The organism is Amycolatopsis sp. NPDC058278, from assembly GCF_042881395.1.
GTDB lineage: Bacteria > Actinomycetota > Actinomycetes > Mycobacteriales > Pseudonocardiaceae > Amycolatopsis.
The window spans coordinates 65,810-90,493 of the sequence record NZ_JBHVXZ010000001.1 but is presented as its reverse complement, the minus strand read 5'-3'; the positions used below and the strand labels follow the sequence as shown (position 1 = coordinate 90,493).

Here is a 24,684-nt window from a genome sequence, read left to right as displayed (position 1 = left end):
GTGAGTCTTACACACAGCCGGGTTCACTCACCGACGGATGTGGCGTCGACCGCACGCCCGCGCGTCGCCGCCCAGGCCGGGACCAGGATCGCCACGAGCGAGAGCACCACCGCGATCGCGAGCACGGCCAGGTAGATCGTCACCGGGCCCGACGGCAGCAGCGATCCGGTCACCACCAGGCAGAACGGCACGATCGCCCCCGCCGCGACGAGGGTGCCGAGCAGCACCGCGATGGTCGCGATCAAGCCGCCTTCGACGCCGGCCATGCGCAGCACCTGGCCGCGGGTGAAGCCGCTCAGCCGCTGCACCCCGAACTCGCGACGCCGTCGCGCGGTGGCCGTCACCAGCGTGTTCACCACGGAGATCACCGTGTACGCGAGGATCATCCCGACGAGCAGGTAGTTGACCCAGGCACCGACCTCGTTGCCCTTGGCGTGCGCCGCGATCAACGTGTCGCGGTCGCCGACGAACACCGGCAGCCCGGCCGTCGCTTCGCGAAGGCGTGCGGTCAGGGTCGCCGGGTCGACGCCGGGAGCGGCGCGGACCAGCAGCTGCGGGGCGAGCCCGAGCGTCGTGTGCGGGGTCAGCAGGTCCGCGGGCAGCACGAGCCGTTCGAACCCGGGGCGCTGGCCGACGACGGCGGTGACCCGCACGTCCACCGGCGTGCCGTCGCCGAGCCGCAGCGAGAGCGTGTCGCCGACGTGGCGGCCGAGCGTCGAAGGCACCTCGACGACGTTTCCGGTCAGCTCGCTGACACCCAGCGCGGGCCGGCCGTCGTCGTGCTGGCCCGAGTCGAACGGCTTCTCGACGAACACCGTGCTGGTGACGTACTCCGACGCTCCGGCGACGCCCGGCACCGCGCGCACCCGGCCCAGCACGGACGCGTCGAGCCCGCTCGGGCCGGCCACGACGGCGTCCGCGCGCAGGTCCTCGGTGTAGGCCTGGTTCGAGACGGCTTCCTGGGTGGTCTGCAGGTAGATGTTGGCGGTCGCGATGCCGACCGCGAGCATGATCGGGGTGACCGCACCGGCCGCCCGCACCGCGCCGACGCGGGTGTTGCGCAGCGCGACCCGGCCGTTGACGCCGGTGAGCGCCGCCACCGGCCAGCGCAGCAGCGTGGCCATCAGTTTCGTCACGCCGGGGCTGATCGCCGCGAGCCCGAACGCCCACAGCATCACCGCCGGGCCCGCCGTGCTGGCCGCGACCGGGCCGGTCATCACCGCGACCGTCACGATGCCGAGCGCCGTCCCGCCGGCGAAGCAGAGGATCGCGGTGATCAGCCGGATCGGCGTCAGCCAGCGGCGCTCGACGGCGGCTTCGGCGAGCGCCTCGGTCGGGCGGACGCGCGAAGCACGCCGTCCGGCCACGAAGGAAGCGCCCACGACAGCCAGCAGCGACGCGCCCGCGGCGACCACCGCGGGGAGCCAGCCCTGCTCGAACCGCAGCACGTCGGGCACGACGTGGTGGTCCGCGAGCTGGTCGAACAGCCACTCCCCGAGCACCGGGCCGAGCACCACCGCGGCACCGACCGCGAGCAGCCCGACGACGAACGCCTCGCCGAGCACCATCCGCCGCAGCTGGCGCGGGGTGGTGCCGACCGCGCGCAGCAGCGCGAGTTCGCGCTGCCGCTGCTGCGTCGACAGCGTCAGCGTGCCCGCCACGACGAACACCATGACCAGCGCCGAGAGCCCGCCCGAGACCGCGGCCAGCACGATCAGGTTCTCACCGCCCTTGCCGGTCTCGGGGAATTCGAAGGCACCGCGGTCGACGCCGGTCGCCACGACGCCGGCGTCCCCGACGGCCGCGGTCACGGCCGCGACGTCACCACCGAAGACGCCGATGGTGTCGAAGCGGCCCGGGTGCCCGGAGAGCCGTTCGGCGTCGGAAGCCGCGAAGAAGACCGCCGAGTCCCGCATCGCCTGCGGCGCCTGGGCGATCCCGGAGATCCGGTACCGGCCGACGCTGCCGTGCGCGGCGACCGGCAGCGTGTCCCCGACGGCGAGCCCGAGCCCGGCGTCGACGACGACTTCGCCCGGCTTCGGCGCCTGGCCGCTGAGCGCATACGGCGTCAGGACGGCGGAATTCCACGCGTGGCCGAGGGCGCTCGCGGCGCCGATCCGCGCCGGGAAGCTGATCTCGCCGACGACGTCGGTGACGCCGGGGACCGCGCGCAGGCGGTCTGCCAGGCCCGCGTCGAGCCGGACGCGCTCGGGCAGGGTCGCGTTCTCGAACTTGTGCTTGTCCTCGGGCTCGAGCGTCGCCGGGTCCTCCTCGGGGAGCTTGAGCGTCTGCTGCCCGCCGACGACGATCGGCGCCGCGGCCAGCCGCTGCACCGGCGTCTCGGACCGGATGCCGGTCTCCATCAGGCCACCGCACGCCGAGACGACCAGCGCGCCGAAGAACACGGCGACGAACGTCGCCAGGAAGCCGCCCTTGCGCAGGCGAAGGGTCCTCAGTGCGATCTTGAACATCACGCGCGCACCGCCAGCCGCTCCCAGGCGCCCAGGTGGGTCATCCGCTCGGCGACGGCTTCGGCGGTCGGCCGGTCCAGCCGCCCGGCGATCCGGCCGTCGGCCAGGAACACGACGCTGTCGGCGTAGGACGCGGCGACCGGGTCGTGCGTCACCATGATCACCGTCTGGCCCGACGACCGGACGGAGTCGCGCAGCAGGCCGAGCACCTCGGACGCAGTCCGGGTGTCGAGCGCCCCGGTCGGCTCGTCGGCGAACAGGACGGCGGGGTCGGTGACCAGGGCGCGGGCGATCGCGACGCGCTGCTGCTGGCCGCCGGAAAGCTGCCCGGGCAGGTGCTTGCGGCGTCCGTCGAGCCCCACGTGCGTGAGGATCCGGGCGACGAGCCGCTTGTCCGCACGCTTCTTGGCCAGTTGCAGCGGCAGCACCACGTTCTGCTCGACCGTCAGCGCCGGGAGCAGGTTGAACGACTGGAAGACGAAGCCGACGCGGTCGCGCCGCAGCTTCGTCAGGTAGGTCTCGTTCTTGCCGTCGAGGTCCTGGCCGTCGAGCACGACCCGGCCGGACGTGGGCCGGTCGAGGCCGGCCGCGCAGTGCAGGAAGGTGCTCTTGCCCGAGCCCGACGGGCCCATCACCGCGGTGAACCCGCCGCGCGGGAACGCGATCGAGACCCCGTCCAGCGCGACCACGCCGTCGCCGTACTCCTTGCGCACGGCCTCCAGCCGGACCGCGTCGGCTGTCTCCTGCCACCCAGTTGTCATGGGGAAAACGCTATTGAGCCTGCCGCCGGACCACCCTGGTGCAGACGCGCGTCTCGAAGGTGGGGACAGCCCTACTCAGGTACGGCCCTTGCCGCCGAAGCCACCGCTGATCCGGCGCAGCACCGCGCGCGGCAACAGGCCACCGATCGCGACGACGGCCTTGTACTGCAGGCTCGGCACGGAGATCACCTTGCCGCGGCGCAGGTCCGCGAGCGCCTCGCCGACCACCTGTTCGACACCCAGCCAGGCGATTTTCGGGCCCGGTTTGCCGATGCCGGCCCGTTCGTGGAACTCGGTCGCCGTGAAGCCGGGGCACAGCGCCATCATCCGGACGCCCTTCGGCAGCGACGCGGCGATGCCTTCGGTGAAGGACGTGACCCAGTTCTTGCTGGCCGTGTAGGTCGAGCCGCGGCCGCTGAAGAAGCCCGCGACGCTGCTGACCTGGATGATTTCGCCGTGACCGCGCTCGATCATGCCCGGCAGCACGGCCCGGGTGAGCCGCAGGACGGCGGTGACGTTGACGTCGAGCTGGCGCTGCAGCGCGTCCGGCGGGATGGTCCAGAAGTCGCCGTTCAGCCCGAAGGCGGCGTTGTTCACCAGGAGGTCGACCGGCTCCGCGGCGAGCCGCTCCTCGACCGCCGCCCGACCGTCTGCTTCGGACAGATCGGCGGGCAGCACGGTCACCGCGACACCGTGCTTTTCCCGCAGCTCAGCGGCATAGGACTCCAGCCGCGCGGCGTCGCGGGCGACGAGCACCAAGTCGTACTTCTCGGCGGCGAGCGTGCGGGCGAACTGCGCGCCGATGCCCGCCGTGGCGCCGGTTATGAGAGCGGTGTTCATCCGGGGCTTCGCCCCGGGCCGGGGGCTCCGCCACCCGGACCCCCGAAAAAGAAACCTGTGGTGGTCATGTGGGTGAACATACTCGCTGGTCACGGGTGGACGTGCGTTCGATTCGGTGGGGAAGTATCGTCCGCCGCATGGGTAAGCACAGCAGGCGCAAAAGCGGCTATCTGCCCAAGGTCGCCGCGGGCGCGGCGCCTGTCGCGCTGCTTTTCGCGGCCCCGGCCACGGCACTCGCCGCCCAGAGCGACGTCACGCTGCCGCTCGACCGGATCTCCCTCCCGGTCGACCACCGCCACAGCGGAACGCTCGACCGCGACATCTCGACCGCGACCGAGAACGAGACGTCGTCCGCCCGCGAGGCCGTGACGGCGACCCGCCACGACTTCGTCGCCAAGGAGGTGGCGGGCGCCCTGCTGATCAACAACCTCTCGGAATCGGCGGCCGTCCGCCGCGAGGGCTGGCAGAACGCGACGGCCTCTTCGGAGCGCGAGAGCGAATCACTGCTCCGCACCAGCCAGCACGCCCTGCGGCTGGGCCGGCTCTCGGCGACCACGGCGAACAGCCAGCGGTTCGGCCAGGGCGCCTCGCGGGACCTGTCACTCTCACCCGGCCTGGCGGGCTCGGCCGAACGCCGCGTCGGCCTCGGCGAGGGCACCACCCACGGAATCTGGCTCCCGGAGGGCATCGACGTCCTGAGCCAGAACGCCGAGCAACTCGACACGGGCCTGCACGGCACCTTCGCCGGCGACCTCCAGGGCGCGCTGTCGGCCAGGAGGTCGTCGGGCCAGGCGGTCGACCTGGGCCGGCTGGGCGCGGTTGGCGCCACGTCCGAGCAGTACGCGGCCGGCCAGCTCGCGGGCGTCCTGGACGTGGGCCAGAAGCACGAGGCAGGCGGCCAGCTGGGCCCGGCGTGGGGCCTGGCGAAGACGACCCAGTCCGTCGACGCGATGGGCCCGGCCGGCTCGATCCGCGGCGACCTCGGCGTGGACCACGTGATCCACGCCGAAGGCGGCACGACGTCGGTGCGCGGCACCCTCGACCGGTCGGCGTCACTCAGCGCGCTCGACCAGCCGGTGCTGGGCTTCTAGCTCTCGCTCGGCTTGGGTTCCGCGTCCGCGGGCGGCTGCGGCACCGGCGTCCCCGCCGCCGGGGTGCCCGGGGCCGGGGTGCCGGCAGCCGGGGCGCTCGCGGCCGGGGTGGTGGAAACCGGGGTGCTCGAAGCTGTCGCCTCGGAGGGGACCGGGGCGCTCGCCTGGTGGCGGCCCGCGTCGTAGTCCTCGTCGAACGGGTCGACGATGTCCGCGATCTCGCCCAGGTCCCGCAGCAGGCGCTCGAGCCGGGACGGGCCCGCCGTCGGGACCACGCTGGCCAGCACCCACTCGTTCTCCAGCCAGGCCACGCCGACGTCGCCGCCCAGCTGGTCCGCCGCGTCGACGAGCTCCTGGGTGATCACCACGCGAGCGCCGTCCGCGTCGTCCGCGAAGGCGTAACGCGAGCCGATCGGGCCGAGCATTTCGGGCATGTCCGCGCGCTGGAACGGGACGCTGGACAGCCACATCTCGATCGGGATGCGGTGCTTCTTGTTGCACCGCACCGCGACGACGACCGCGGGGATCTGGCCCTCGGTTTCGATGTCGAAGATGAACACCGGGCGGCGGCCGTCGGAGGTGAAGGTCGAGCCCGCGACCACGTTCACGGCCGCATCCGCGCCGAAGTAGCCGATCGCGCCGTTGGACCACTGCTGCGGCAGCCGCTCGTCCTCCTCGACGAACTGCCAGCCGCGCAACTGCGCCCAGCGCATTCGCTCGCGGTTGCGCGAGCCCTCCTTCGCCCGGTCGGCAGCGAGCAGCCCCAGCCCCGCCACCAGGGCGACGGCCGCGATGACGAACCAGATCCACGCCGGAATACCCACGACCGCCAGGGTATCGCCTGTTACACCGGAGGGATGATCGCCGGTACCCGTGTCGCCAGGCCCATTCGGAGCATTTTCCGCGTCTGCCGGGTCGACAAATCGGCATGAACCACTGTGGACAGCCGTGTAGGCCACCTCGGGCGAGGTGGCCTTCACGAACGGTCAGACCCGGGTGACGGTCAGCGCGTCACCGGCCTCCAGCTCCGGGCCGTCGACGCGCACGGTGTCGCCGTCCCGGATCCCACCCGACAGCAGCTCCTTCGCCAGCTTGTCGCCGATCGCCGACTGGACCAGCCGCCGCAGCGGGCGGGCGCCGTAGATCGGGTCGAAGCCGTTGAGCGCGAGCCACTCGCGGGCGCCGTCGGTGACCTCGAGGTTCAGCCGCCGCTGGGCCAGCCGCTTGGCGAGCCGGGCGATCTGGATGTCCACAATGGACGTGAGCTGCTCGGTGCCGAGCGAGTGGAACACGACGATGTCGTCGAGCCGGTTGAGGAACTCCGGCTTGAACTGCCGCTGCACCACGTCCAGCACCGCGTCCCGCCGCTGCCGCTCGTCGAGCGACGGGTCGGCGATGGCCTGCGAGCCGAGGTTCGACGTCAGGATCAGGATGGTGTTGCGGAAGTCCACCGTCCGGCCCTGGCCGTCGGTCAGCCGCCCGTCGTCGAGGACCTGCAGCAGCACGTCGAAGACGTCCGGGTGGGCCTTCTCCACCTCGTCGAGCAGCACCACCGAGTACGGGCGGCGCCGCACGGCCTCGGTCAGCTGCCCGCCCTGGTCGTAGCCGACGTACCCGGGCGGGGCACCGACCAGGCGCGCCACCGAGTGCTTCTCGGCGTACTCGCTCATGTCGATGCGCTGCATCGCGCGCTCGTCGTCGAACAGGAACTCGGCCAGCGCCTTGGCCAGCTCGGTCTTGCCGACGCCGGTCGGGCCGAGGAACAGGAACGAGCCGGTCGGGCGGTCGGGGTCGGCGACGCCGGCCCGGGCGCGGCGCACCGCGTCCGCGACGACCTGCACGGCCTCGGCCTGCCCGATGACGCGGCGGGTCAGCTCCTCCTCCATCCGGAGCAGCTTGCCGGTCTCGCCCTCCAGCAACCGTCCCGCCGGGATGCCGGTCCACGCGCTGACCACGTCCGCGACGTCGTCCGCGCCGACCTCCTCCTTGAGCATGACGTTCTGCTGGCTGGCCTCGCTCGCCGCGGTGGCCGCTTCGAACTCCTTTTCCAGCGCGGGGATCCGGCCGTAGCGCAGCTCGGCGGCCTTGCCGAGGTCGCCGTCGCGCTCGGCGCGCTCCGACTCGCCGCGCAGCTGCTCGAGCTGCTCCTTGAGCTCGCGGACCTTCTCGATGGAGCCCTTCTCGTTCTGCCAGCGCGCGGTCAGCGCCGTCAGGGTCTCGCGCTTCTCGGCCAGTTCGGCACGCAGGTTGGCGAGCCGCTCCTTCGAAGCGGCGTCGCTCTCCTTGGCGAGCGCCATCTCCTCGATCTCGAGCCGGCGCACGGCGCGCTCGACCTCGTCGATCTCCACCGGCCGCGAGTCGATCTCCATGCGCAGCTTCGACGCGGCCTCGTCGACCAGGTCGATCGCCTTGTCCGGCAGGAAGCGCGCGGTGATGTAGCGGTCGGACAGCGTCGCGGCGGCGACCAGCGCGGCATCCGTGATCCGGACACCGTGGTGCACCTCGTAGCGCTCCTTCAGCCCGCGCAGGATCGCGATGGTGTCCTCCGGCGACGGCTCGCCGACGAGCACCTGCTGGAAGCGCCGCTCCAGTGCGGCGTCCTTCTCGATGTGCTGGCGGTACTCGTCGAGCGTGGTCGCGCCGACCATCCGCAGCTCACCGCGGGCGAGCATCGGCTTGATCATGTTGCCGGCGTCCATTGCGCCGCCCTCGCCGGTCGCGCCGGCGCCGACGATGGTGTGCAGTTCGTCGATGAAGGTGACGACCTCGCCCGCGGAGTCGGTGATCTCCTTGAGCACGGCCTTCAGCCGCTCCTCGAACTCGCCGCGGTACTTCGCGCCGGCCACCATCGACCCGAGGTCGAGGGCGACGACGCGCTTGCCGCGCAGCGACTCCGGCACGTCCCCGGCGACGATGCGCTGGGCCAGCCCTTCGACGATGGCCGTCTTGCCGACGCCCGGCTCGCCGATCAGGACCGGGTTGTTCTTCGTGCGCCGCGACAGCACCTGCACGACGCGGCGGATCTCGGTGTCGCGGCCGATGACCGGGTCGAGCTCGCCGGCGCGGGCGCGCTCGGTGAGGTCGACGCCGTACTTTTCGAGCGCCTTGAACGTGCTCTCGGGGTCCGCGCTGGTGATCCGGGCCGAGCCGCGGACCTTGGCGAACGCCTCCTGCAGCGCGTCCGGCGTCGCACCGTGGCGCTTGAGCAGGTCGGCGACCTGGCCGCCCTCGGTCGCGAGCCCGACGAGCAGGTGCTCGGTCGAGACGTACTCGTCGCCCAGCTCGGTGGCGAGCTTCTGGGCGCGCGTCAGCGACTTGACCGCGGGCGTGTCGAACTGCGGGCTCGACACGGTCGCGCCGGTCGCCGACGGCAGCGCCGCGGTGAGCGGCTCGAGCTCCTTGTGCACCACCTCCGGATCGGCCCCGACCGCGGTCAGCAGCGGTGCGGTCAGCCCCTCACCCTGCGCCAGCAGGGCGCCCAGCAGATGGGCGGCCGACACGTGCGGGTTGCCGGCCATGGTGGCCGCCTGCGCCGCGGACGAGATCGCCTGCTGGGTCTTCGTGGTCGGGTTGAAAGCGTCCATCCCTCACCTCATGCTCGGTACTGCGAGAAGTCCTGGTGACGGGCCTGACCGTGACCCGTCACTATCCCTAACGCACGAAAACTTGAGTCTGTTCCGCTCAACTCTGTCCGGGTGCGACCGCACTCGCCGGCAACCGCGAGCCGAGGGTGCCGAGCCCGGCCACGGCGAGACCGGCACACATCCCCACCAGCACCCAGGGTAACCAGTCGGCGACCGAGAACAAGGCCACCACGGCGGGCGCGATCACCTGGGCCACGGTGAACGCGTACTGGTAGGCAGCGAGATAACGTCCGCGGGCGACCGGAGGTGCCGCGGCCTCGGCGAGTGCCCCCGATCTCGGCCCGAAGACCAGGTCGCCGGCGGCGAACACCAGCGTCGACACGAGCAGGTACCCCACCCGCCAGCCGTCGGGCACCAGCAGCACGCCCAGGCTGACCAGGCACCACGCCGAAAACAACGCCGAGCCGGCGCGCATCGCCGCGATCCGCGTCAGCCGGGCGGTGAGCCGCAGCGCGAGCGTGCCGCCGACGCTGGTCAGCACGGTCAGCAGGGCGAGCATCGCGCCCGGCAGCCAGGCCGGGCCGTGCAGCCGGTCGAGCACGAACACCGGCGTGCCGATCAGGAAGAAGTCCAGCGAGAGCCCGAAGAACCCGCTGAAGACGATGAGGGCCAGGTACGGCCGGTCACGCAGCACGCGGACCGCCCCTTCGCGGACCTGCCGGTGCGGCCGCGCGAGCCGGACGAAGAAGACGAGGATCGACGCGGCCAGGAAGAACGTCAGCGCGTCCGCGGCGAGCGCGATGCGGTAGCCGGCGGTCCCGAGCCACGTCAGCATCGCTCCCGCCACCAGAGCGCCCAGGCCGAAGGAGGCGGCCCGCACCATCCCCACCTCGGCGAACGGCCGGTCCTTCGGGCCGTCGCCCGCGACGTCGGCGATGAGCACGAAGAGGGAGCTGTAGAAGAGCTGCTGCCCGGCGGTCAGCAGGACGGCGGCGACCACCACCGGGCCCGCGCCGTCGGCGATCAGGTACGCCCCCGCGCCCGCGGCCTGCAGCAGCTGGGCGCAGATCACCACGGCGCGCGGCCCGACGCGATCGACGAGCCGGCCGGCGAGCGGCGGCACGACGAGCCCGCCGATGGCCCCCAGGGTGACGGCGGTGCCGGCCACGGCCAGCGGCACGCCGACCACCTGCGTCACGTAGACCAGTGCCAACGGGAGGAACAGACCTGAGCCGAAGTTGTCGATCCCCAGCGCGTACAGCAGGGCGACCCGGTCACGCGTCACCCGCCGACGTTAACCCTGACGAACGCCGCCAAGTCAGGACCGAACGGACACTTTCGACAGCGGAAAAGGACACTTCCGGTGTGCCCCTTCCCCGCCGTGTCACTTGTTCGTGTCAGCCAGGCAGGCGTCGCTTCCGAGGGCGCGGCGGAGGTCGGCGTTCATGTCCGCCAGCCGGGCGGTCAGGTCGGTGACGCGCTCGTCGTCCCAGCCGCCGAGCGCCTTTTCCATGAATTCGACGTAGTTGGCTCGCCAGCTCGCGAGCTCGGCCCGGCCTTTCTCGGAGACGCTCACCAGGGACGCGCGGCCGTCTTCGGGCGCGGGACGGCGGTCGACGAGCCCGGCCGCGGACAGCTGGGTGATCTGCCTGCTGACGACCGAGAGGTCGACGAACCGGCGTTTCGCCAGTTCGGACGGCCGCGCCTCACCGTTCTTCGCCAGGTCGGACAGCAGCATCGCGGCCGCCGGGTGCAGCCCGGGCTCGCTTTGCCAAGCTTGCATGATCCAGGCGTGCTGGAGCTGGGAAGCGGTCTTCAGCTCGCGCATGAGCTCGACCCGGACGTCGTCGTCGGTATTGTCGAAGCCCATCGGCGCCTCCCTTAGTTGTGCCATACAAGTATATGGCGGGACGCTTGCTCGGGACAACCATCTCTCCGGTGAGGTCCCCCACGCCTGACCGGGTCGAATACACCCGGTCGGAGCAACAATGCGGGCAAAAGAGCGCCCGGCGGCTACCCTGCGGACGGACCGCGCGCGCGGTCCCGGCGAGTGACGTTGAGTGACGAGGTGGCAGCAGTGGCGAAGGACCCCGGAGGCGGTCCCCGACCCGTGAACAACCGCTGATGACAGCCGATTCCGTCAGCCCGCTCCCCAGGTCGTCGGCCCCGCGTGAAGCCCCCGCGGCCGTGACCGCGATGGTCCGGCTCATCCGGGACAGCTGGGCCAGGTCCGAGCCGTACATCGCCGACATCTCGCAGTTCTTCTACGGGATGCTGTTCACCCTCGCCCCGACCACGCGCGACTTCTTCCCGATCAACATGGAGATCCAGCGTGGCAGGCTGGTGCGCGCGCTGGTGCACATCGTGCAGATGGTCGACCGGCCCGACGACCTCGCGCCGTTCCTGCGCCAGCTGGGCCGCGACCACCGCAAGTTCGGCGTGGTGCCCCGGCACTACGAAGCGGTCGGCACCGCGCTGCTGGCGTCGCTCAAGAACCACCTGGGCCCGGCGTGGACGCCCGAGGTCGAACGGGCGTGGGCCGAAGCGTTCACCATCGCCGCGCGGGCCATGCAGGACGCGGCCGCGTCGGACACGAACCCGCCGTCGTGGTCGGCCACCGTGGTCGAGCACCGCCGGCTGACCTGGGACCTCGCCCTGGTGCGGCTGGTGCCCGACCAGCCCGTGCCGTACCACCCCGGCCAGTACGTGAGCGTCGAAGTACCGCAGCGGCCACGGCTGTGGCGCTACCTCTCGCCCGCGAACGCGCCGCGCGAGGACGGCGGCATCGAGTTCCACGTCCGCGCGATCGACGGCGGCTGGGTCTCCCGCGCCATCGTCAGCCACACCCAGCCCGGCGACGTCTGGCGGCTCGGCCCGCCGCTGGGCCGGATGACGGTCGACCGGGAGGCGTCGCGGGCCGTGCTGATGATCGCCGGCGGCACGGGCGTCGCGCCGCTGCGGTCGATCCTGGACCACCTGGCGCTGTGGGGCGAGAACCCGAAGACCCACCTGTTCTACGGCGGCCCGGCCCGCGAGGACCTCTACGACCTCGAAGAACTGCGTGCGCTCGCCGCGACGAACCCCTGGCTGACCGTCACCCCGGTGGTCGAGCGCGGCGGCGACGTCCCCGGGTTCGAGCAGGGGACGCTGGCCGAAGCCGTCACGCGCTACGGCTCGTGGCCCGGCCACGACATCCTCGTGTCCGGCTCACCGGCGATGATCCGCGCGACGGTGTCGCGCATGCTGGTCGCGGGCAGCGCGCTGGACCAGATCCAGTACGACCCGTTCACGATCGACTAGCCACCGGCGGCGGCTGGCAATCCGCCGTCCGGTGAATGATTCGTTACGCTTCGGAAATCGGCCACCAGTAACGGATGAATCCGACGTCGTGATCATTCTTACCCTGCGACAGACGGGGTTTACCGGCCGTACCTGAATTGCTCCGTTCGAGCGGAACGCGCGGAATCACGCGCATCTGCACGGGAATTCGCCTACAGTCGGGAACCCTCGGGGGCGGCACCGCACGGCGACGCCGCATGCACGGCGCGAAAAAGCCTTTGCACGACTGGAGAATACCGTTCCCGATGAGTGCTGAATCCGTGAAGATCTCCACCATGCCAGAGACGCTTCCTGTTTCGGCTGTGGAAGGTCGAGAGATGGCCCGGTTGATTCGTGAAAGTTTTGCGGAGATCGAGCCGAAAGCCGACGAACTCGCCCAGTACTTCTACGGCGCGTTGTTCGTGGTCGCCCCCGATTGCCGTGAGCTGTTCCCGGTCACCATGGCGACGCAGCGGAGCCGGCTGCTGCGCGCGCTGGTGTACGTGGTGCAGATGGTCGACCGGCCCGACGAGCTGGTCACCTTCCTCGGGCAGCTGGGCCGCGACCACCGGAAGTTCGCCGTCGTCTCCCGGCACTACGACGCCGTGGGTGTCGCGCTGATCGCGGCGCTGAAGCGGTTCCTCAAGGAGAAGTGGACCGCCGAGGTCGAGTCCGCGTGGACCTCGGCCTACGGGCTCATCGCCAAGACGATGCGTGAAGCCGCCCAGGCGGAGACGGGGCCGGCGGCGTGGTCGGCGACCGTGCTCGAGCACCGGAAGCTCGGCCGCGACATCGCCCTGGTGAAGGTGCGCACCGAAGGCCTGCTGCCCTACCGCGCGGGCGGGTACGTCAGCGTGGAAGTGCCGCAACGGCCGCGGTTCTGGCGGTACCTTTCGCCGGCGAACGCGCCCCGCGGCGACGGCCAGCTCACCTTCCACGTGCGCGCGGTGCCCGGCGGCTGGGTCAGCGGGAGCATCGTCAACCACACCAGACCGGGGGACGTGTGGCGCCTCGGGCCGTCGATGGGCGTCCTGAACGTCCGCCCGACGTCCACGAAACGCCGGCTGCTGATGATCGGCGGCGGCACCGGGATCACGCCGCTGCTGGCGATCCTCGACGACCTTTCGCGCTGGAAGCACAACCCGCCCGTGCACCTGTTCTTCGGCGGCCGGCGACCGGAAGACCTGTACGCGCTCGAGGAGCTGCGCCGGCTGGCCGCGACGTCGAAGTGGCTGACGGTCACCCCGGTCACCGAGGAGGGCGCGCTGTCCGGCGGCGACCGCGGCACGCTCGCCCACGCCGTCACCCAGCGCGGCACGTGGGGCAACCACGACGTTCTCGTTTCCGGTTCGCCGCCGATGATCCAGGCGACCGTCGCCAAGCTGCTGGCCAGGGGAATCGATCTGGAACGAATATCCTACGACCCCTTCACCCTGGACTGAGGTTTGTCCGGAATGCGCTGAGAAACTCTCAGCAAGCGGCGCGGAAGCGGCGGTGGCTCGCTATCTTCGCCGATATGGAGATGACTATTCCGGTTTCGGACGGCACCATCGGCGGCTACCTGGCGGAGCCCGCGGGCGCGGGGCCGCACCCGGGGGTGGTGCTCATCCACGACGCGTTCGGGCTGAGCCAGGACACGAAGGACATCACCGACCGCTTCGCCCGCGAGGGCTATCTCGCGCTCAGCCCGGACCTGTATTCGCGCGGCGGCCTGTTCCGCTGCGTGCGGCGGGTCTTCTCGGACATGTTCGCCAACCGCGGCCGGGCGTTCGACGACATCGAGGCGTCCCGCGCGCTCCTGGCCGCGCGGCCGGACTGCTCGGGCCGCATCGGCATCGCCGGGTTCTGCATGGGCGGCGGCTTCGCGCTCGTCGCGGCGTCACGCGGGTTCGAAGCGTCCGCGCCGTACTACGGGCAGCTGCCGAAGAACCTGTCGGTGCTCGACGACGCCTGCCCGGTGGTCGCCAGCTTCGGCAAGAAGGACTTCGGGCTGCGCGGCGCCGCGGCGAAGCTCGAGACGGCGCTCACCGAGCGCGGCGTCCCGCACGACGTCAAGGAGTACCCGGACGCCAGCCACGGGTTCGCCAACAAGATCGACACCGCGGCCCCGGTGAACCTGCTGCTCAAGGTCGTCGGCTTCACCTACCACCACGAAGCGGCCGAAGACGCGTGGCGCCGGGTGACGTCTTTCTTCGGCGAACACCTGCAGCAGCCGGCCCCACCTTCGCACTGAGCCGAGCGGAGCAGCGAATTCGTCGAACGGCGGTAGTTCGTTGACCGTTGTGCCCGAATCGCCTTATGGTCTAGACCACATCTTCCCCGGATGTGCTCGTTCGTCCTCCCCTCCGGAACAACGCTGTTCCCCCTCGAGGAGCCGAAATGACCTGGAAAAGAAAGCTCTTCGCGGCCGCTGCCGGTGCCCTGCTCGCGCCGGCGCTGGTCGTCGTCCTCCCCGCCACCTCGGCGAGCGCCCACGGTTACGTGTCCGATCCGCCCAGCCGGCAGGCCAACTGCGCCGCCGGGAAGGTCTCCGGCTGCGGCCAGATCGTCTACGAACCGCAGAGCGTCGAAGGCCCGAAGGGGCTGCGCAGCTGCAACGGCGGGTTGTCGCAGTTCGCCGAGCTGACCGACGAGTCGAAGCCGTGGCCGGCCAAGTCGGTGGGCAGCACGGTGACGTTCAACTGGGTGTTCACCGCCCGGCACTCGACGTCGAACTACGAGTACTACGTCGGCGGCACCCGCGTCGCGGTGTTCAGCGGCAACAACCAGCAGCCGCCCTCGACGCTGTCGCACACGGTGAACCTGGCCGGCTATTCGGGCCGGATCAAGGTGCTGGCGATCTGGAACATCGCGGACACGTCCAACGCGTTCTACAGCTGCGTCGACCTCCAGGTGGGTGGTGGTGGCACCCCGCCGCCGACGACCACGCCGCCCCCGGCCACGACCCCGCCGCCCACCACGACCCCGCCCCCGACGACCAAGCCGCCGACGGGTGGCACGTGGGCGGCGGGCACGGCGTACAGGGCGGGCGATGTCGTGACGTACGGCGGCGCGAGCTACCGCTGCCTCCAGCCGCACACGGCGATCGCGGGCTGGGAGCCGCCGAACACCCCGGCGCTCTGGCAGCGCCAGTGAGAGTGGTCCTGGCCGTCGTCGCGCTGCTGCTGACCGGTTGCGCGACGACGGCCGCGCCGCAGTACAACGCGGCCGACGTGATGTTCCTGCAGATGCTGATTCCCCAGAACCAGCAGGGGATCGACATCGTCCGCCTGGCCGCGGCCCGGCCGTTGCCGTCCTCGGTGAAGGAGCTGGCGGCGGCGATCGAGGTGACCCAGCAGACCGAGACCGACGACATGCGCCGGTGGCTCCACGACTGGAACCAGCCCGAAACGGTGGCTCCGCAGGCTCACGCGGGCCACGGCGGAATGAAGATGACGGCACCGGATCTGGCCGGAGCGCTCCGGACCGCACCGGACAGCGAGTTCACCCGCCGGTTCCTGGACGTCCTGACGGGACAGCAGCAGGGAGCGGTCGAGCTGGCCCAGGCGGAGAACGGGGCAGCCGGCGGAGTGAACGCCCGGGCACGGGACTTGGCGCGGCGGGTCATCGAGTCCCGGACGGCCGAGGTCAAGCAATTGCTGAACGTCAAGGCGTAACCGCGGCGCGCTCTGCACGCACAAGGGCCTCCCCGGTCGCCCGGGGAGGCCCTCGTCTGGTCGCTCAGGTGGTCAGCGGCGCTTGGGACGCCAGACCACCAACGCCGTCTGCTGGTTGAGCGGCACCAGGTCCCGGCGGTAGGACGCGTGCGCCGCCGCCGTCGCCTGTTCCGCCGCCACGTACGCCGCGGTCAGTTCCTCGGTCAGCTCGGTGATCCGGGCCCGCAGCGCGTCGACCTGGTTCTCCAGCTCGATGATGCGCTTGATGCCGGCCAGGTTGACGCCGTCCTCCTGCGACAGGCGCTGGACCTCGCGCAGCAGCGCGATGTCCCGCATCGAATAGCGCCGCCCGCCGCCGGGGGTGCGACCCGGTGACACCAGGCCCTGCCGGTCGTACGTGCGCAACGTCTGCGCGTGCATCCCGGCGAGCTGGGCCGCCACCGAGATGACGAACACCGGGGTCTCCTCGTCGCCTTCCTGGGGTATCCCGCCGAACACCACTCTCACCTACCTTGCAGCAGCTCGGTGATCTCGGGCCGGGGGTCGTGCCCGGCCATCGCCTCGGCGTACGCCTGCAGTGCGTCGCGCGCCTTGTCGTCCAGTTTGGCGGGAATCGCCGCCTGGAGGGTGACGAGCAGGTCACCTTGCGAGCCGTCGCGCTTGGCGATGCCCTTGCCGCGCACGCGCAGCACCCGTCCGCTCGCGGTGCCCGGCGGCACCTTGAGCGAGACCTTGGCTTCCAGCGTCGGCACCGTGATCGTGGTGCCGAGCGTCAGCTCCGTGAAGTCCACCGGCACGGTGATCGTCAGGTCGAGCCCCTTGCGCCCGAACAGCGCGTGCGGAGCCACGTGCACCCGGACGTACAGGTCACCGGCCTGCGCCCCGCCCCGGCCCGGCTCGCCCTGGCCGGCCAGCCGGATGCGCTGGTCGTCGTCGACGCCCGGCGGGATCCGGACGGTCAGCGTGCGGGTCCGCGTGCTGATGCCTTCGCCGCCGCACTCGGGGCACGGGTCGTCGATGATCGTCCCGCGGCCACGGCAGTCGCGGCACGGCTCCGAGAACGCGAACGCACCCTGGCTGCGGCTGACCAGCCCCGACCCGGAACAGGTCGGGCAGGTCCGCGGCGTCGTCCCCGGCCGGGCCCCGTTGCCGCTGCACGTCGCGCAGGTCGCCGGGCTCGACAGCCGCAGCGGCAGGGTCGCGCCCTTGACCGCCTCGGTGAAGTCGATCCGGACGTCCGTTTCGACGTCGGCACCGCGCTGCGGCCGGTTCGCCGTCGCGCCCGCCGAGGCCCGGCCTCGGCCGAAGATCCCGCCGAGGATGTCACCGAGCCCGCCGAAACCGCCCTGCTGCCCCGCGCCGGCGCCGGCCTGGCCGAAGATGTCGCCTACGTCGAAGCTGCCGCCACCGCCGCCGCCACCGGGGAAGTTGAAGCCACCCCCGCCGCCGAACAGGCGCCGCGCCTCGTCGTACTCCTTGCGCTTGCTCGCGTCGGAGAGCACGCCGTAGGCCTCGGAGACCGCCTTGAACTTCTGCTCCGCCTGGGCGTTGCCGGCGTTCGCGTCCGGGTGGTTCTCCTTGGCCAGCTTCCGGTAGGCCTTCTTGATTTCGTCCGCGGTGGCGTCGGAGGAGACGCCCAGTTCACGGTAGAAGTCCTTACCGATCCATTCCCGTGCACTCATCGGGCGTCTCCTCCTCCCACTTGATTCCTCTTACTGCTGCTGTTCATCGACTCCGCCGTCGAGTGGCAGCTCGCCACCGACGGACGGGTCCCCCGGGGCCGCACCGGGCTCGTGGTCGGTCACGCCGACCAGCGCCGCCCGCAGTACGCGGTCCCCGAAGCGGTACCCGCGGCGCATGACCACGGTGACCGTCGGGCCCGCCACGTCCGGCGAGGTGTTGTGCTGCACGGCCTCGTGCACGCTCGGGTCGAAGGGCTCGCCCTCGGCACCGAACGACTCGAGTCCCGCGCGCTGCAGGCCGGTGATCAGCTTGTCGCCGACGGCCTTGAACGCGCCGGTGAGGTCACCGTGCTGCTCGGCCCGCTCGAGGTCGTCGAGCAGCGGCAGCAGGTCGTTCACCACGGTCGCCTTCGCGCCGATCACGACCGCCTCGCGGTCACGCTCGACCCGCTTGCGGTAGTTGGCGTACTCGGCCTGCAGGCGCTGGAGGTCGGCGGTGCGCTCGGCCAGCTCCTTCTCCACGTCGGAGACGACCGACACCGAATCGTCCATGATGGTCTCGCCGAGCGAGGGGCCCGCGTGCTCCACGGGCGCCTCCTCCGGCTCGGGGGCGGCGTGGGCCGGACCGGGCGGACGGATCTGCCCGGTCTGGGGGTCCACCCGCCGCCGATCCCGCACGACCACCGGCTCCTCGGGGCCTCGGCCCTGGTTCTCGGATTCGTCGTAGCTGTGGGTCACTTCTTCTCGTCCTCTTCGACGATCTCGGCGTCCACCACGTCATCGGCCTTGGCCTGGCCGCCGGCCGCACCGGCGTCCCCGGCCGCACCCGCACCCGCACCGCCGGCCGCACCGGCCGCCGCGTCGGCGTTCGCATTGGCGTACAGAGCGGTGCCCAGCTCCTGCGAAGCGGCGTTCAGCTTCTCGATCGCCTCGCGGATCTTGGTCGAGTCCGTGCCCTTCAGCGACTCGTTGGCCTCGTCGATCGCGGACTTGACCTTGCCCTTGAGGTCCTCGGGCAGCTTGTCGTCGTTGTCCTTGACGAACTTTTCGGTCTGGTAGACCAGCGTCTCCGCCTGGTTGCGGGTTTCCGCTTCCTCACGGCGCTTCTTGTCTTCCTCGGCGTGGGCCTCGGCGTCCTTGACCATGCGCTCGATGTCGTCCTTCGGCAGCGCGGAGCCACCGGTGATCGTCATCGACTGTTCCTTGTTCGTGCCCAGGTCCTTCGCGGTCACGTGCACGATGCCGTTGGCGTCGATGTCGAAGGTGACCTCGATCTGCGGCACGCCACGCGGGGCCGGCGGGAGACCGGTCAGCTCGAACATGCCGAGCTTCTTGTTGTGCGCGGCGATCTCACGCTCACCCTGGAACACCTGGATCTGCACCGACGGCTGGTTGTCGTCCGCGGTGGAGAAGATCTCCGAGCGCTTGGTCGGGATCGTGGTGTTGCGCTCGATGAGCTTGGTGAAGACGCCACCCTTGGTCTCGATGCCGAGCGACAGCGGCGTGACGTCCAGCAGGAGGACGTCCTTGACCTCGCCCTTCAGCACACCGGCCTGCAGCGCCGCGCCGACCGCGACGACCTCGTCCGGGTTCACGCCCTTGTTCGGCTCGCGGCCGCCGGTCAGCTCCTTGACCAGGTCCGACACGGCCGGCATGCGGGTGGAACCACCGACCAGCACGACGTGGTCGATGTCGCCGACGGCGATGCCCGCGTCCCGGATGACGTTGTTGAACGGGTTCCGGGTGCGCTCGAGCAGGTCCGCGGTGATCTTCTGGAACTCGGCGCGCGAGAGCTGCTCGTCGAGGAACAGCGGGTTCTTGTCGGCGTCGACCGTGATGTAGGGCAGGTTGATGCCGGCCGAGTTCGAGCTGGACAGCTCGATCTTCGCCTTCTCCGCCGCCTCGCGGATGCGCTGCAGCGCCATCTTGTCCTTGGTCAGGTCGATGCCGTTCGTGGCCTTGAACTTGTCGACCAGCCACTTGACGATGCGCTCGTCCCAGTCGTCACCACCGAGGTGGTTGTCACCGGAGGTGGCGCGGACCTCGACGACGCCCTCGCCGATCTCCAGCAGCGAGACGTCGAAGGTGCCACCACCGAGGTCGAAGACCAGGATGGTCTGCTCCTTCTCGCCCTTGTCCAGGCCGTACGCCAGCGCGGCGGCGGTCGGCTCGTTGACGATGCGGAGCACGTTCAGGCCGGCGATCTGGCCGGCTTCCTTCGTGGCCTGCCGCTGGGCGTCCTCGAAGTACGCCGGGACGGTGATGACCGCGTCGGTGATCGTCTCGCCCAGGTACGCCTCGGCGTCGCGCTTCAGCTTCATCAGCACGCGCGCGCTGATTTCCTGGGAGGTGTAGTTCTTCCCGTCGATCTCGGTCTTCCAGTCGGTGCCGATGTGCCGCTTCACGGACCGGATGGTCCGGTCGACGTTCGTGACGGCCTGGTTCTTCGCCGGCTGGCCGGTCAGCACTTCGCCGTTCTTGGCGAAGGCGACGATCGAGGGGGTGGTCCGGGAGCCTTCCGAGTTGGCGATGACCGTCGGCTCGCCGCCCTCAAGGACGGCGACGACCGAGTTGGTCGTGCCGAGGTCGATGCCGACCGCTCGCGCCATGGTGCTTCCTCCTGTGTACGACTGTATGTTCATGACCTGCAGGTTTGTGCTCGCCTTGAGCGAGGCCCTGGCAAGTTTTATCGGGCCTTCGCGCACTCCGTCAAGCTGGACTTGAGTCGACTGCGCTCAACCTCTGCACCCAGCCTAACGAGGCGATCCGGGTTCTTGTTCCCGGGTCCGGCGACCGAGTGTGCCCGGAGCGGCTGTGAGGCCGCTCACCTGGCGGTTCGCCTCACCGGCAGACCGCCCCCGACCAGGGCCGCGGCCGGCGCAGGCACCCCGAGCGGCCACGGGCCGGCCGGCAGCCACCCGCGGACCGAGCGCCACTGCCGCGCCCGAGCCCGACCTCCGCCCCTCCATCCGCTCGGCCCTTCGCTCCCTCCACCCCTGCCCCTCCCGGCCCTGCCCCTCCCGGCCCCTGGCCCCTCCCAGCCCGGCCCCTCCCAGCCCCGAGCCCCGAGCCCCGAGCCCCGAGCCCCGAGCCCCGACGGATGATCCCGCCTCACCGGCAGACCGCCCCCCGACCAGGAACGACGCCCCTCACCAGGTACGCCACCTCGGCCGCCCGAGCGCAGGCGGAGTTGAACAGTCCCGTGTGGCCGTCGTCGGTCCGGGTGAGCAGAGCCGCGCCGTCGATGCTCGCCGCCAGGCCGCGCGCCCAGGCCAGCGGGGTTGCCGGGTCGTGCGCGCCGCCCACGACCAGGATCGGCGGGGCGCCGTGGACGGGGTGTGGCTGGGGTGGGTTCTTCGCCGGGACCGGCCAGCCCGTGCATCCACTGGCGAAGTCCCAGTACTCCGAGTACCGCCAGCTGTGCGGGGCCGCCCCACGCACCAGCCGGGCCATCCAGCCCATGTCCGCCGGCCCGGTGAACGGCGACGGGAAGTCGTGGCAGCCGATCGCCCGGTACGCCCCGTAGATCGGCGACAGGAACTGGTTGCGCTCGGTCAGCCCCTTCGCGTCCGGGAACTCCCCGCCGGCCGCGGCCAGGTCCTGGCCCAGCACCGGCCAGTCGTCGCGGAGGTAGAGGTGGCCGTACACCCCCGCCGAGACTTCGTCGGCCGTCGCGGGCCGCCCCAGGTCGCTCGACCAGATCCCGCCGCGCGCCGCCCTGGCCACGACGTCGTCGTAGAAGCGGAGGACATCCCGGCCGTGCAGGGCGCAGCCGGCCGCACCGCGGCACCAGTCCGCGAACCGGACCAGCGCGTCCTCGGTGGCCGCGGCCTCCTCGAGGATCGCCTGGTTCATCGGCCGCGCGTGGTCGATCGCGCCGTCGAGCACCATCGCCCGCACCCGGCCGGGGTGCTTCGACGCGTAGACCGCGCCCAGCTCGGTGCCGTAGGAGAGACCCAGCCACGAGATCTTCGGCTCGCCGAGCGCGGCCCGGATCGCCTCGATGTCCTCGGCCGCGCTCTGCGTGTCCGCGTTCGCCAGCAGGGGTCCGGTCCGGGCCAGGCAGTCGGCGCCCGCCTTGCGGTTGTGCGCGACCAGCGCGTCGAACCCGGCCCGCGTCGACGGGAACCGGTCCAGGGCCGGATCGAACAGCGTCGCCGCGTCGCACGTGATGCGTGGCGTGCTGTACCAATCCCCGCGCGGGTCGAACCCGACGACGTCGAACCGCTGCCGCAGCTGAGCCAAATCCGGCGAGGCCAGCCCGCCGAACTGCACGAAGCCGACACCGGAGCCGCCCGGCCCGCCCGGGTTCACCAGCAGCGAGCCGATCCGGTGGGACGGATCGAGTGCGGGCAGCCGGGCCAGCGCCAGCTTCGCCGACCCGAGCTCCGGCCGCGTGCGGTCGATCGGCACGTCGACCGTCGCGCACTCCGCCGATGGCTCCTGCTGCGTGGCGCACGGGTGCCACGTCGGAACCGAAGCCGAAGCGACGGCCGGTACCGCCGCCATGACCACGACCGCCGCGATGACCGCGGCGACCCGGCGCACGTCCATGATGTGGTTCCTCCCCCTGCACGCCGGCCTTCGGCGTGCTTCCTTCCTAACAGCGGCCACCGACAGTTCAGGAGTGGCGGGCCGTCCAGGAGGAGAAGAAGAAATCCGGATTTCCTTGCTGCACAACGACTTCTGCCGGTGTGCCCACCCAAGAAGTCACCCGATAGTGGGAATCCGCGGAAACCGGCACCCCCTGCGCCGGCGTCTCCGCGGACCCACCACGCGCGAACCCCACGACACCGAACGTCGCGATCGCCCCCAGCAGCGCGGCCACCAGCACGCGCCGTTCGATCCTGCCCATCGGAAATGCCCCCGTAGTAAGAGAAAGTCAGGCCGCGCGGACCGTGACGCTGCCGCTTTCGGTCGTCAGGTCCAGCACGTGCTGGGCGGACCGGTCGGTCGGGACGTCGAACTCGCGGTGCCCGCTGTCGCTGTTGCCCTCGACGCGGTACGGCCCGCCCGGCACGGCCAGTTCGATGCTGCCGCTGTCGGCGTGCACCTTCACGTCGTTCGCCTGGGCCAGCGTGAAGTCGACGCTGCCGCTGGAGGCCGTCACGTCGACCGGGCCGCGCACGTCGCGGCCGGTGATGCTGCCGGAGTCGCTCTGCGCCCGGACCTCGCCGACGTTCCGCAGGTCGATCGAGCCGCTGTCCAGCACCAGTTTCACCGCACCGGAGACGTCCTCGACGCGGGCGTGCCCGGAATCGGCGTGAACGTCCACACTCGACACCCCGGCGATGTCCAGGCCGCCGGAGTCGACGGTCCCCGTGACGGGCACGCCGGCCGGCACGACGACCTCGAAGTCGACCGAGCAGTTGGTGCCGCAATCGCCGAGCACCAGCTGGTCGCCGTCGACGCGGTAGAAGGGCCCCGTCGGCTTGCTCCGCCAGTGGTAGCTGACCTCTTCGTGCACCGTCGACGGTCCCGAGCCGGTGCGGATCTTCACCGATCCCGCGTCGCCTTCCAGCTTCACGCTGCGGATGGTCTGCGAAACGGTCCCGGTGTTCCCGAAATCCGAACCCCAGCCCCACCCGAACGCGGTCGCCAGGCCGACGCCGATCAGGACGATGCCACCCAGAGCCAGAAGCGGGCGCGCCATGGTCGTTGGTCCCCTCAGTGTTGTTTCCTCTGCGTGAGAAACGTTATGACGAGGTGAGCGGGCCGTACATGGGGGTAACCCCCCGAAAGACCCTGAGATACCTCCCTGAGACGCAGGGGCGGCGCTCGGGGCCTAACCTGGCGAAGTCTCCAGTTCATGATCAGGAGGATCCATGCCGCAAGCACCCGGCCCGTACGAGTTCCTGCCCGACGTGCCGTCCTTCACCCTCCGCAGCAACGACGTCGCCGACGGCGAAACCCTGGCCACCCCCCAGTTGTCCGGCATCTTCGGCGCCGGCGGCGAGGACCGTTCGCCGCACCTGGCGTGGGAAGGCTTCCCGGCGGAGACGAAGAGCTTCGCGATCACCTGCTACGACCCGGACGCCCCCACCGGCAGCGGCTTCTGGCACTGGGCGGTGTTCAACGTCCCGGTTTCGGTGACGGAACTGGCGTCCGGCGCGGGAGACGGCTCGGGCCTGCCGGACGGCGCGGCGACGCTCAAGGGCGACGGCGGGGTCAAGCAGTACCTCGGCGCGGCGCCCCCGCCCGGGCACGGCCCGCACCGCTACTACTTCGCGGTGCACGCCCTCGATCTGGACAAGCTCGACGTGCCGGAGGACGCGACACCGGCGTTCCTCGGCTTCAACATGTTCGGCCACACGCTGGCCCGCGCGGTGATCACGCCGGTGTACGAGAACAAGGGCTGAGGTTCCCCGGGCCCGGCGCTGTTGCCGATCGGCAACGGAGCCGGGCCCGTTTTTGTCGGACCCCGCTGACACACTGCGGTCATGCCACCACCGATAGCGACACCCCGGTCGAGAGCGCTGGGGTTCGGACTGCGGAAAGCGCGGAAGGCGCGCGGGTACGGCTTGCGCGAACTGGCCCGCGCCACCGGTGTGCACGCGGCCGAGCTGTCCAACTGGGAGCTCGGCCTGCGCGTGCCCCGGATCGAGGAGGTCGCGCTCCTGCTCGGGCAGCTGCGGGTCCTCGGCGCGGAGCGCGACAGGCTGTTCGAGCTGGCCCGCACCGCGCGTGAGCCGAACTGGGCCGAGAAGGAGATGCCCGACGCCCCGGCGATCCTCACGACGCTGGCCGAGTACGAGCGCACCGCGGCCACGATCTTCAGCTGGCAGCCGATGCTGGTGCACGGCTTGCTGCAGACGCCTGACTACGCCCGGGCGATCCTCTCGTACGGCGGTTCTCCCGCGCAGCTTGTCGAGCAGCGGTTGCGGGTGCGCCTGGTCCGTCAGGCGGCCGTGCGGGAGCCCCGCGCGCCGGAGTGCTCGATCCTGCTCGGCGAAGTCGCACTCCGGCAGCAGATCGGCGGCCCGGAGACTCTGGTCGGCCAGCTTCGTCACCTCGTCGACCTCCCGCGCCGGCTGGCGGTGCGCGTGGTGCCGTCCGGCGGCGGCTTTCACCCCGGACTCAACGGTTCCTTCAGCGTCTTCGAGTACTCCGACCTGCCCGCCATCGTGTTCTTGGACCAGCACCGCGGCAGCGCCTACATCTACGATGAGGATCAGGTGGCGGACTACAAGTCGGCCGCGAAGACCATGGCATCCCTGGCGTTGAACGTGGACGAATCGCGCGCGTTCATCGAGGAGGTGATCGCCGAACTGGAGGCCTGAC

General features: G+C 71.1%; 22 protein-coding genes. 8 read left to right on the top strand and 14 right to left on the bottom strand.

The window, feature by feature from the left end; genetic code table 11:
• Window positions 1-23: 23 nt before the first annotated feature.
• From ACFVYA_RS00435 to ACFVYA_RS00425, 3 genes are all read right to left on the bottom strand, one after another.
• Window positions 24-2,471 (bottom strand): ABC transporter permease, encoded by a 2,448-nt coding sequence (locus ACFVYA_RS00435; RefSeq protein ID WP_387040962.1) that lies wholly within the window; start codon window positions 2,469-2,471, stop codon window positions 24-26.
• Complete coding sequence (locus tag ACFVYA_RS00430; protein WP_387040671.1) at window positions 2,471-3,232, bottom strand: ABC transporter ATP-binding protein; 762 nt, start codon at window positions 3,230-3,232, stop codon at window positions 2,471-2,473. Before ACFVYA_RS00430 ends, ACFVYA_RS00435 begins: the two co-directional genes overlap by 1 nt.
• Window positions 3,233-3,307: 75 nt before the next feature.
• Window positions 3,308-4,072: an SDR family NAD(P)-dependent oxidoreductase gene (locus tag ACFVYA_RS00425; protein WP_387040668.1), complete on the bottom strand. Its 765-nt coding sequence runs from the start codon at window positions 4,070-4,072 to the stop codon at window positions 3,308-3,310.
• Between the two features lie 137 nt (window positions 4,073-4,209).
• Here ACFVYA_RS00425 and ACFVYA_RS00420 point away from each other — a divergent pair, with 137 nt between their 5' ends.
• Window positions 4,210-5,163 carry a hypothetical protein gene (locus ACFVYA_RS00420; protein WP_387040666.1) on the top strand — a complete coding sequence of 318 codons (954 nt, stop codon included), beginning with the start codon at window positions 4,210-4,212 and terminating at the stop codon, window positions 5,161-5,163.
• Here ACFVYA_RS00420 and ACFVYA_RS00415 read toward each other — a convergent pair.
• The 4 genes from ACFVYA_RS00415 to ACFVYA_RS00400 form a co-directional block, all read right to left on the bottom strand.
• Window positions 5,160-5,987, bottom strand: a complete 828-nt coding sequence (locus tag ACFVYA_RS00415; protein WP_387040663.1) for a hypothetical protein — start codon at window positions 5,985-5,987, stop codon at window positions 5,160-5,162. The genes ACFVYA_RS00420 and ACFVYA_RS00415 overlap by 4 nt on opposite strands.
• Window positions 5,988-6,149: 162 nt before the next feature.
• Window positions 6,150-8,747: an ATP-dependent chaperone ClpB gene (clpB, locus tag ACFVYA_RS00410; RefSeq protein ID WP_285987318.1), complete on the bottom strand. Its 2,598-nt coding sequence runs from the start codon at window positions 8,745-8,747 to the stop codon at window positions 6,150-6,152.
• A 97-nt stretch (window positions 8,748-8,844) separates the two neighbouring features.
• The gene (locus ACFVYA_RS00405) at window positions 8,845-10,032 is read right to left on the bottom strand and encodes an MFS transporter (RefSeq protein WP_387040660.1); all 1,188 of its coding nucleotides are present in this window, start codon (window positions 10,030-10,032) and stop codon (window positions 8,845-8,847) included.
• Window positions 10,033-10,131: 99 nt separating this feature from the next.
• A complete protein-coding gene (locus ACFVYA_RS00400; RefSeq protein ID WP_387040657.1) occupies window positions 10,132-10,617 on the bottom strand; it encodes a MarR family winged helix-turn-helix transcriptional regulator in 486 nt (161 codons plus the stop codon).
• A gap of 254 nt (window positions 10,618-10,871) precedes the next feature.
• On the opposite strand from ACFVYA_RS00400, the gene ACFVYA_RS00395 reads away from it, so the two are divergent.
• The 5 genes from ACFVYA_RS00395 to ACFVYA_RS00375 all read left to right on the top strand — a co-directional run bounded on the left by ACFVYA_RS00395 (window position 10,872) and on the right by ACFVYA_RS00375 (window position 15,721).
• The gene (locus ACFVYA_RS00395; RefSeq protein ID WP_387040654.1) at window positions 10,872-12,047 is read left to right on the top strand and encodes a globin domain-containing protein; all 1,176 of its coding nucleotides are present in this window, start codon (window positions 10,872-10,874) and stop codon (window positions 12,045-12,047) included.
• A 356-nt stretch (window positions 12,048-12,403) separates the two neighbouring features.
• Window positions 12,404-13,507 (top strand): globin domain-containing protein, encoded by a 1,104-nt coding sequence (locus tag ACFVYA_RS00390; RefSeq protein ID WP_285987322.1) that lies wholly within the window; start codon window positions 12,404-12,406, stop codon window positions 13,505-13,507.
• 74 nt (window positions 13,508-13,581) lie between these two features.
• Entirely contained in the window at window positions 13,582-14,298 is a 717-nt protein-coding gene (locus ACFVYA_RS00385) for a dienelactone hydrolase family protein (protein WP_387040651.1), read from the top strand.
• Window positions 14,299-14,444: 146 nt separating this feature from the next.
• Complete coding sequence (locus tag ACFVYA_RS00380) at window positions 14,445-15,200, top strand: lytic polysaccharide monooxygenase (protein WP_387040649.1); 756 nt, start codon at window positions 14,445-14,447, stop codon at window positions 15,198-15,200.
• Complete coding sequence (locus tag ACFVYA_RS00375; protein WP_387040646.1) at window positions 15,197-15,721, top strand: DUF305 domain-containing protein; 525 nt, start codon at window positions 15,197-15,199, stop codon at window positions 15,719-15,721. The genes ACFVYA_RS00380 and ACFVYA_RS00375 overlap by 4 nt, the downstream gene beginning before the upstream one ends.
• Before the next feature lie 72 nt (window positions 15,722-15,793).
• Here the strand turns inward: ACFVYA_RS00375 and ACFVYA_RS00370 are convergent, their stop codons facing one another.
• The 7 genes from ACFVYA_RS00370 to ACFVYA_RS00340 form a co-directional block, all read right to left on the bottom strand.
• Complete coding sequence (locus tag ACFVYA_RS00370) at window positions 15,794-16,219, bottom strand: heat shock protein transcriptional repressor HspR (RefSeq protein WP_014467870.1); 426 nt, start codon at window positions 16,217-16,219, stop codon at window positions 15,794-15,796.
• Window positions 16,220-16,224: 5 nt separating this feature from the next.
• Window positions 16,225-17,403 carry a molecular chaperone DnaJ gene (dnaJ, locus tag ACFVYA_RS00365; RefSeq protein ID WP_387040642.1) on the bottom strand — a complete coding sequence of 393 codons (1,179 nt, stop codon included), beginning with the start codon at window positions 17,401-17,403 and terminating at the stop codon, window positions 16,225-16,227.
• Between the two features lie 30 nt (window positions 17,404-17,433).
• A complete protein-coding gene (gene grpE / locus ACFVYA_RS00360) occupies window positions 17,434-18,141 on the bottom strand; it encodes a nucleotide exchange factor GrpE (protein WP_387040640.1) in 708 nt (235 codons plus the stop codon).
• Window positions 18,138-20,012: a molecular chaperone DnaK gene (dnaK, locus tag ACFVYA_RS00355; RefSeq protein WP_285987328.1), complete on the bottom strand. Its 1,875-nt coding sequence runs from the start codon at window positions 20,010-20,012 to the stop codon at window positions 18,138-18,140. The genes grpE and dnaK overlap by 4 nt, the downstream gene beginning before the upstream one ends.
• Window positions 20,013-20,514: 502 nt before the next feature.
• The gene (locus tag ACFVYA_RS00350) at window positions 20,515-21,957 is read right to left on the bottom strand and encodes an alpha/beta hydrolase (RefSeq protein ID WP_387040637.1); all 1,443 of its coding nucleotides are present in this window, start codon (window positions 21,955-21,957) and stop codon (window positions 20,515-20,517) included.
• Window positions 21,958-22,024: 67 nt separating this feature from the next.
• A complete protein-coding gene (locus ACFVYA_RS00345) occupies window positions 22,025-22,258 on the bottom strand; it encodes a hypothetical protein (RefSeq protein ID WP_387040634.1) in 234 nt (77 codons plus the stop codon).
• Window positions 22,259-22,285: 27 nt separating this feature from the next.
• Window positions 22,286-23,056 carry a DUF4097 family beta strand repeat-containing protein gene (locus ACFVYA_RS00340; RefSeq protein WP_387040632.1) on the bottom strand — a complete coding sequence of 257 codons (771 nt, stop codon included), beginning with the start codon at window positions 23,054-23,056 and terminating at the stop codon, window positions 22,286-22,288.
• Between the two features lie 172 nt (window positions 23,057-23,228).
• Here ACFVYA_RS00340 and ACFVYA_RS00335 point away from each other — a divergent pair, with 172 nt between their 5' ends.
• Together ACFVYA_RS00335 and ACFVYA_RS00330 are read left to right on the top strand one after the other, a co-directional pair.
• Entirely contained in the window at window positions 23,229-23,762 is a 534-nt protein-coding gene (locus tag ACFVYA_RS00335; RefSeq protein ID WP_387040629.1) for a YbhB/YbcL family Raf kinase inhibitor-like protein, read from the top strand.
• Between the two features lie 81 nt (window positions 23,763-23,843).
• Window positions 23,844-24,683, top strand: a complete 840-nt coding sequence (locus ACFVYA_RS00330) for a helix-turn-helix transcriptional regulator (protein WP_387040626.1) — start codon at window positions 23,844-23,846, stop codon at window positions 24,681-24,683.
• Window position 24,684: the final 1 nt, after the last annotated feature.

Coding starts and splice junctions, on each gene's coding strand:
- ACFVYA_RS00400 (WP_387040657.1), bottom strand. CDS start 10,617: ATGGGCTTCGACAATACCGACGACGACGTCCGGGTCGAGCTCATGCGC.
- dnaK (WP_285987328.1), bottom strand. CDS start 20,012: ATGGCGCGAGCGGTCGGCATCGACCTCGGCACGACCAACTCGGTCGTC.
- ACFVYA_RS00390 (WP_285987322.1), top strand. CDS start 12,404: ATGGCCCGGTTGATTCGTGAAAGTTTTGCGGAGATCGAGCCGAAAGCC.
- ACFVYA_RS00395 (WP_387040654.1), top strand. CDS start 10,872: ATGACAGCCGATTCCGTCAGCCCGCTCCCCAGGTCGTCGGCCCCGCGT.
- ACFVYA_RS00340 (WP_387040632.1), bottom strand. CDS start 23,056: ATGGCGCGCCCGCTTCTGGCTCTGGGTGGCATCGTCCTGATCGGCGTC.
- ACFVYA_RS00350 (WP_387040637.1), bottom strand. CDS start 21,957: ATGGACGTGCGCCGGGTCGCCGCGGTCATCGCGGCGGTCGTGGTCATG.
- dnaJ (WP_387040642.1), bottom strand. CDS start 17,403: ATGAGTGCACGGGAATGGATCGGTAAGGACTTCTACCGTGAACTGGGC.
- ACFVYA_RS00330 (WP_387040626.1), top strand. CDS start 23,844: ATGCCACCACCGATAGCGACACCCCGGTCGAGAGCGCTGGGGTTCGGA.
- ACFVYA_RS00420 (WP_387040666.1), top strand. CDS start 4,210: ATGGGTAAGCACAGCAGGCGCAAAAGCGGCTATCTGCCCAAGGTCGCC.
- clpB (WP_285987318.1), bottom strand. CDS start 8,747: ATGGACGCTTTCAACCCGACCACGAAGACCCAGCAGGCGATCTCGTCC.
- ACFVYA_RS00380 (WP_387040649.1), top strand. CDS start 14,445: ATGACCTGGAAAAGAAAGCTCTTCGCGGCCGCTGCCGGTGCCCTGCTC.
- ACFVYA_RS00430 (WP_387040671.1), bottom strand. CDS start 3,232: ATGACAACTGGGTGGCAGGAGACAGCCGACGCGGTCCGGCTGGAGGCC.
- ACFVYA_RS00425 (WP_387040668.1), bottom strand. CDS start 4,072: ATGAACACCGCTCTCATAACCGGCGCCACGGCGGGCATCGGCGCGCAG.
- ACFVYA_RS00335 (WP_387040629.1), top strand. CDS start 23,229: ATGCCGCAAGCACCCGGCCCGTACGAGTTCCTGCCCGACGTGCCGTCC.
- ACFVYA_RS00345 (WP_387040634.1), bottom strand. CDS start 22,258: ATGGGCAGGATCGAACGGCGCGTGCTGGTGGCCGCGCTGCTGGGGGCG.
- ACFVYA_RS00385 (WP_387040651.1), top strand. CDS start 13,582: ATGGAGATGACTATTCCGGTTTCGGACGGCACCATCGGCGGCTACCTG.
- ACFVYA_RS00435 (WP_387040962.1), bottom strand. CDS start 2,471: ATGTTCAAGATCGCACTGAGGACCCTTCGCCTGCGCAAGGGCGGCTTC.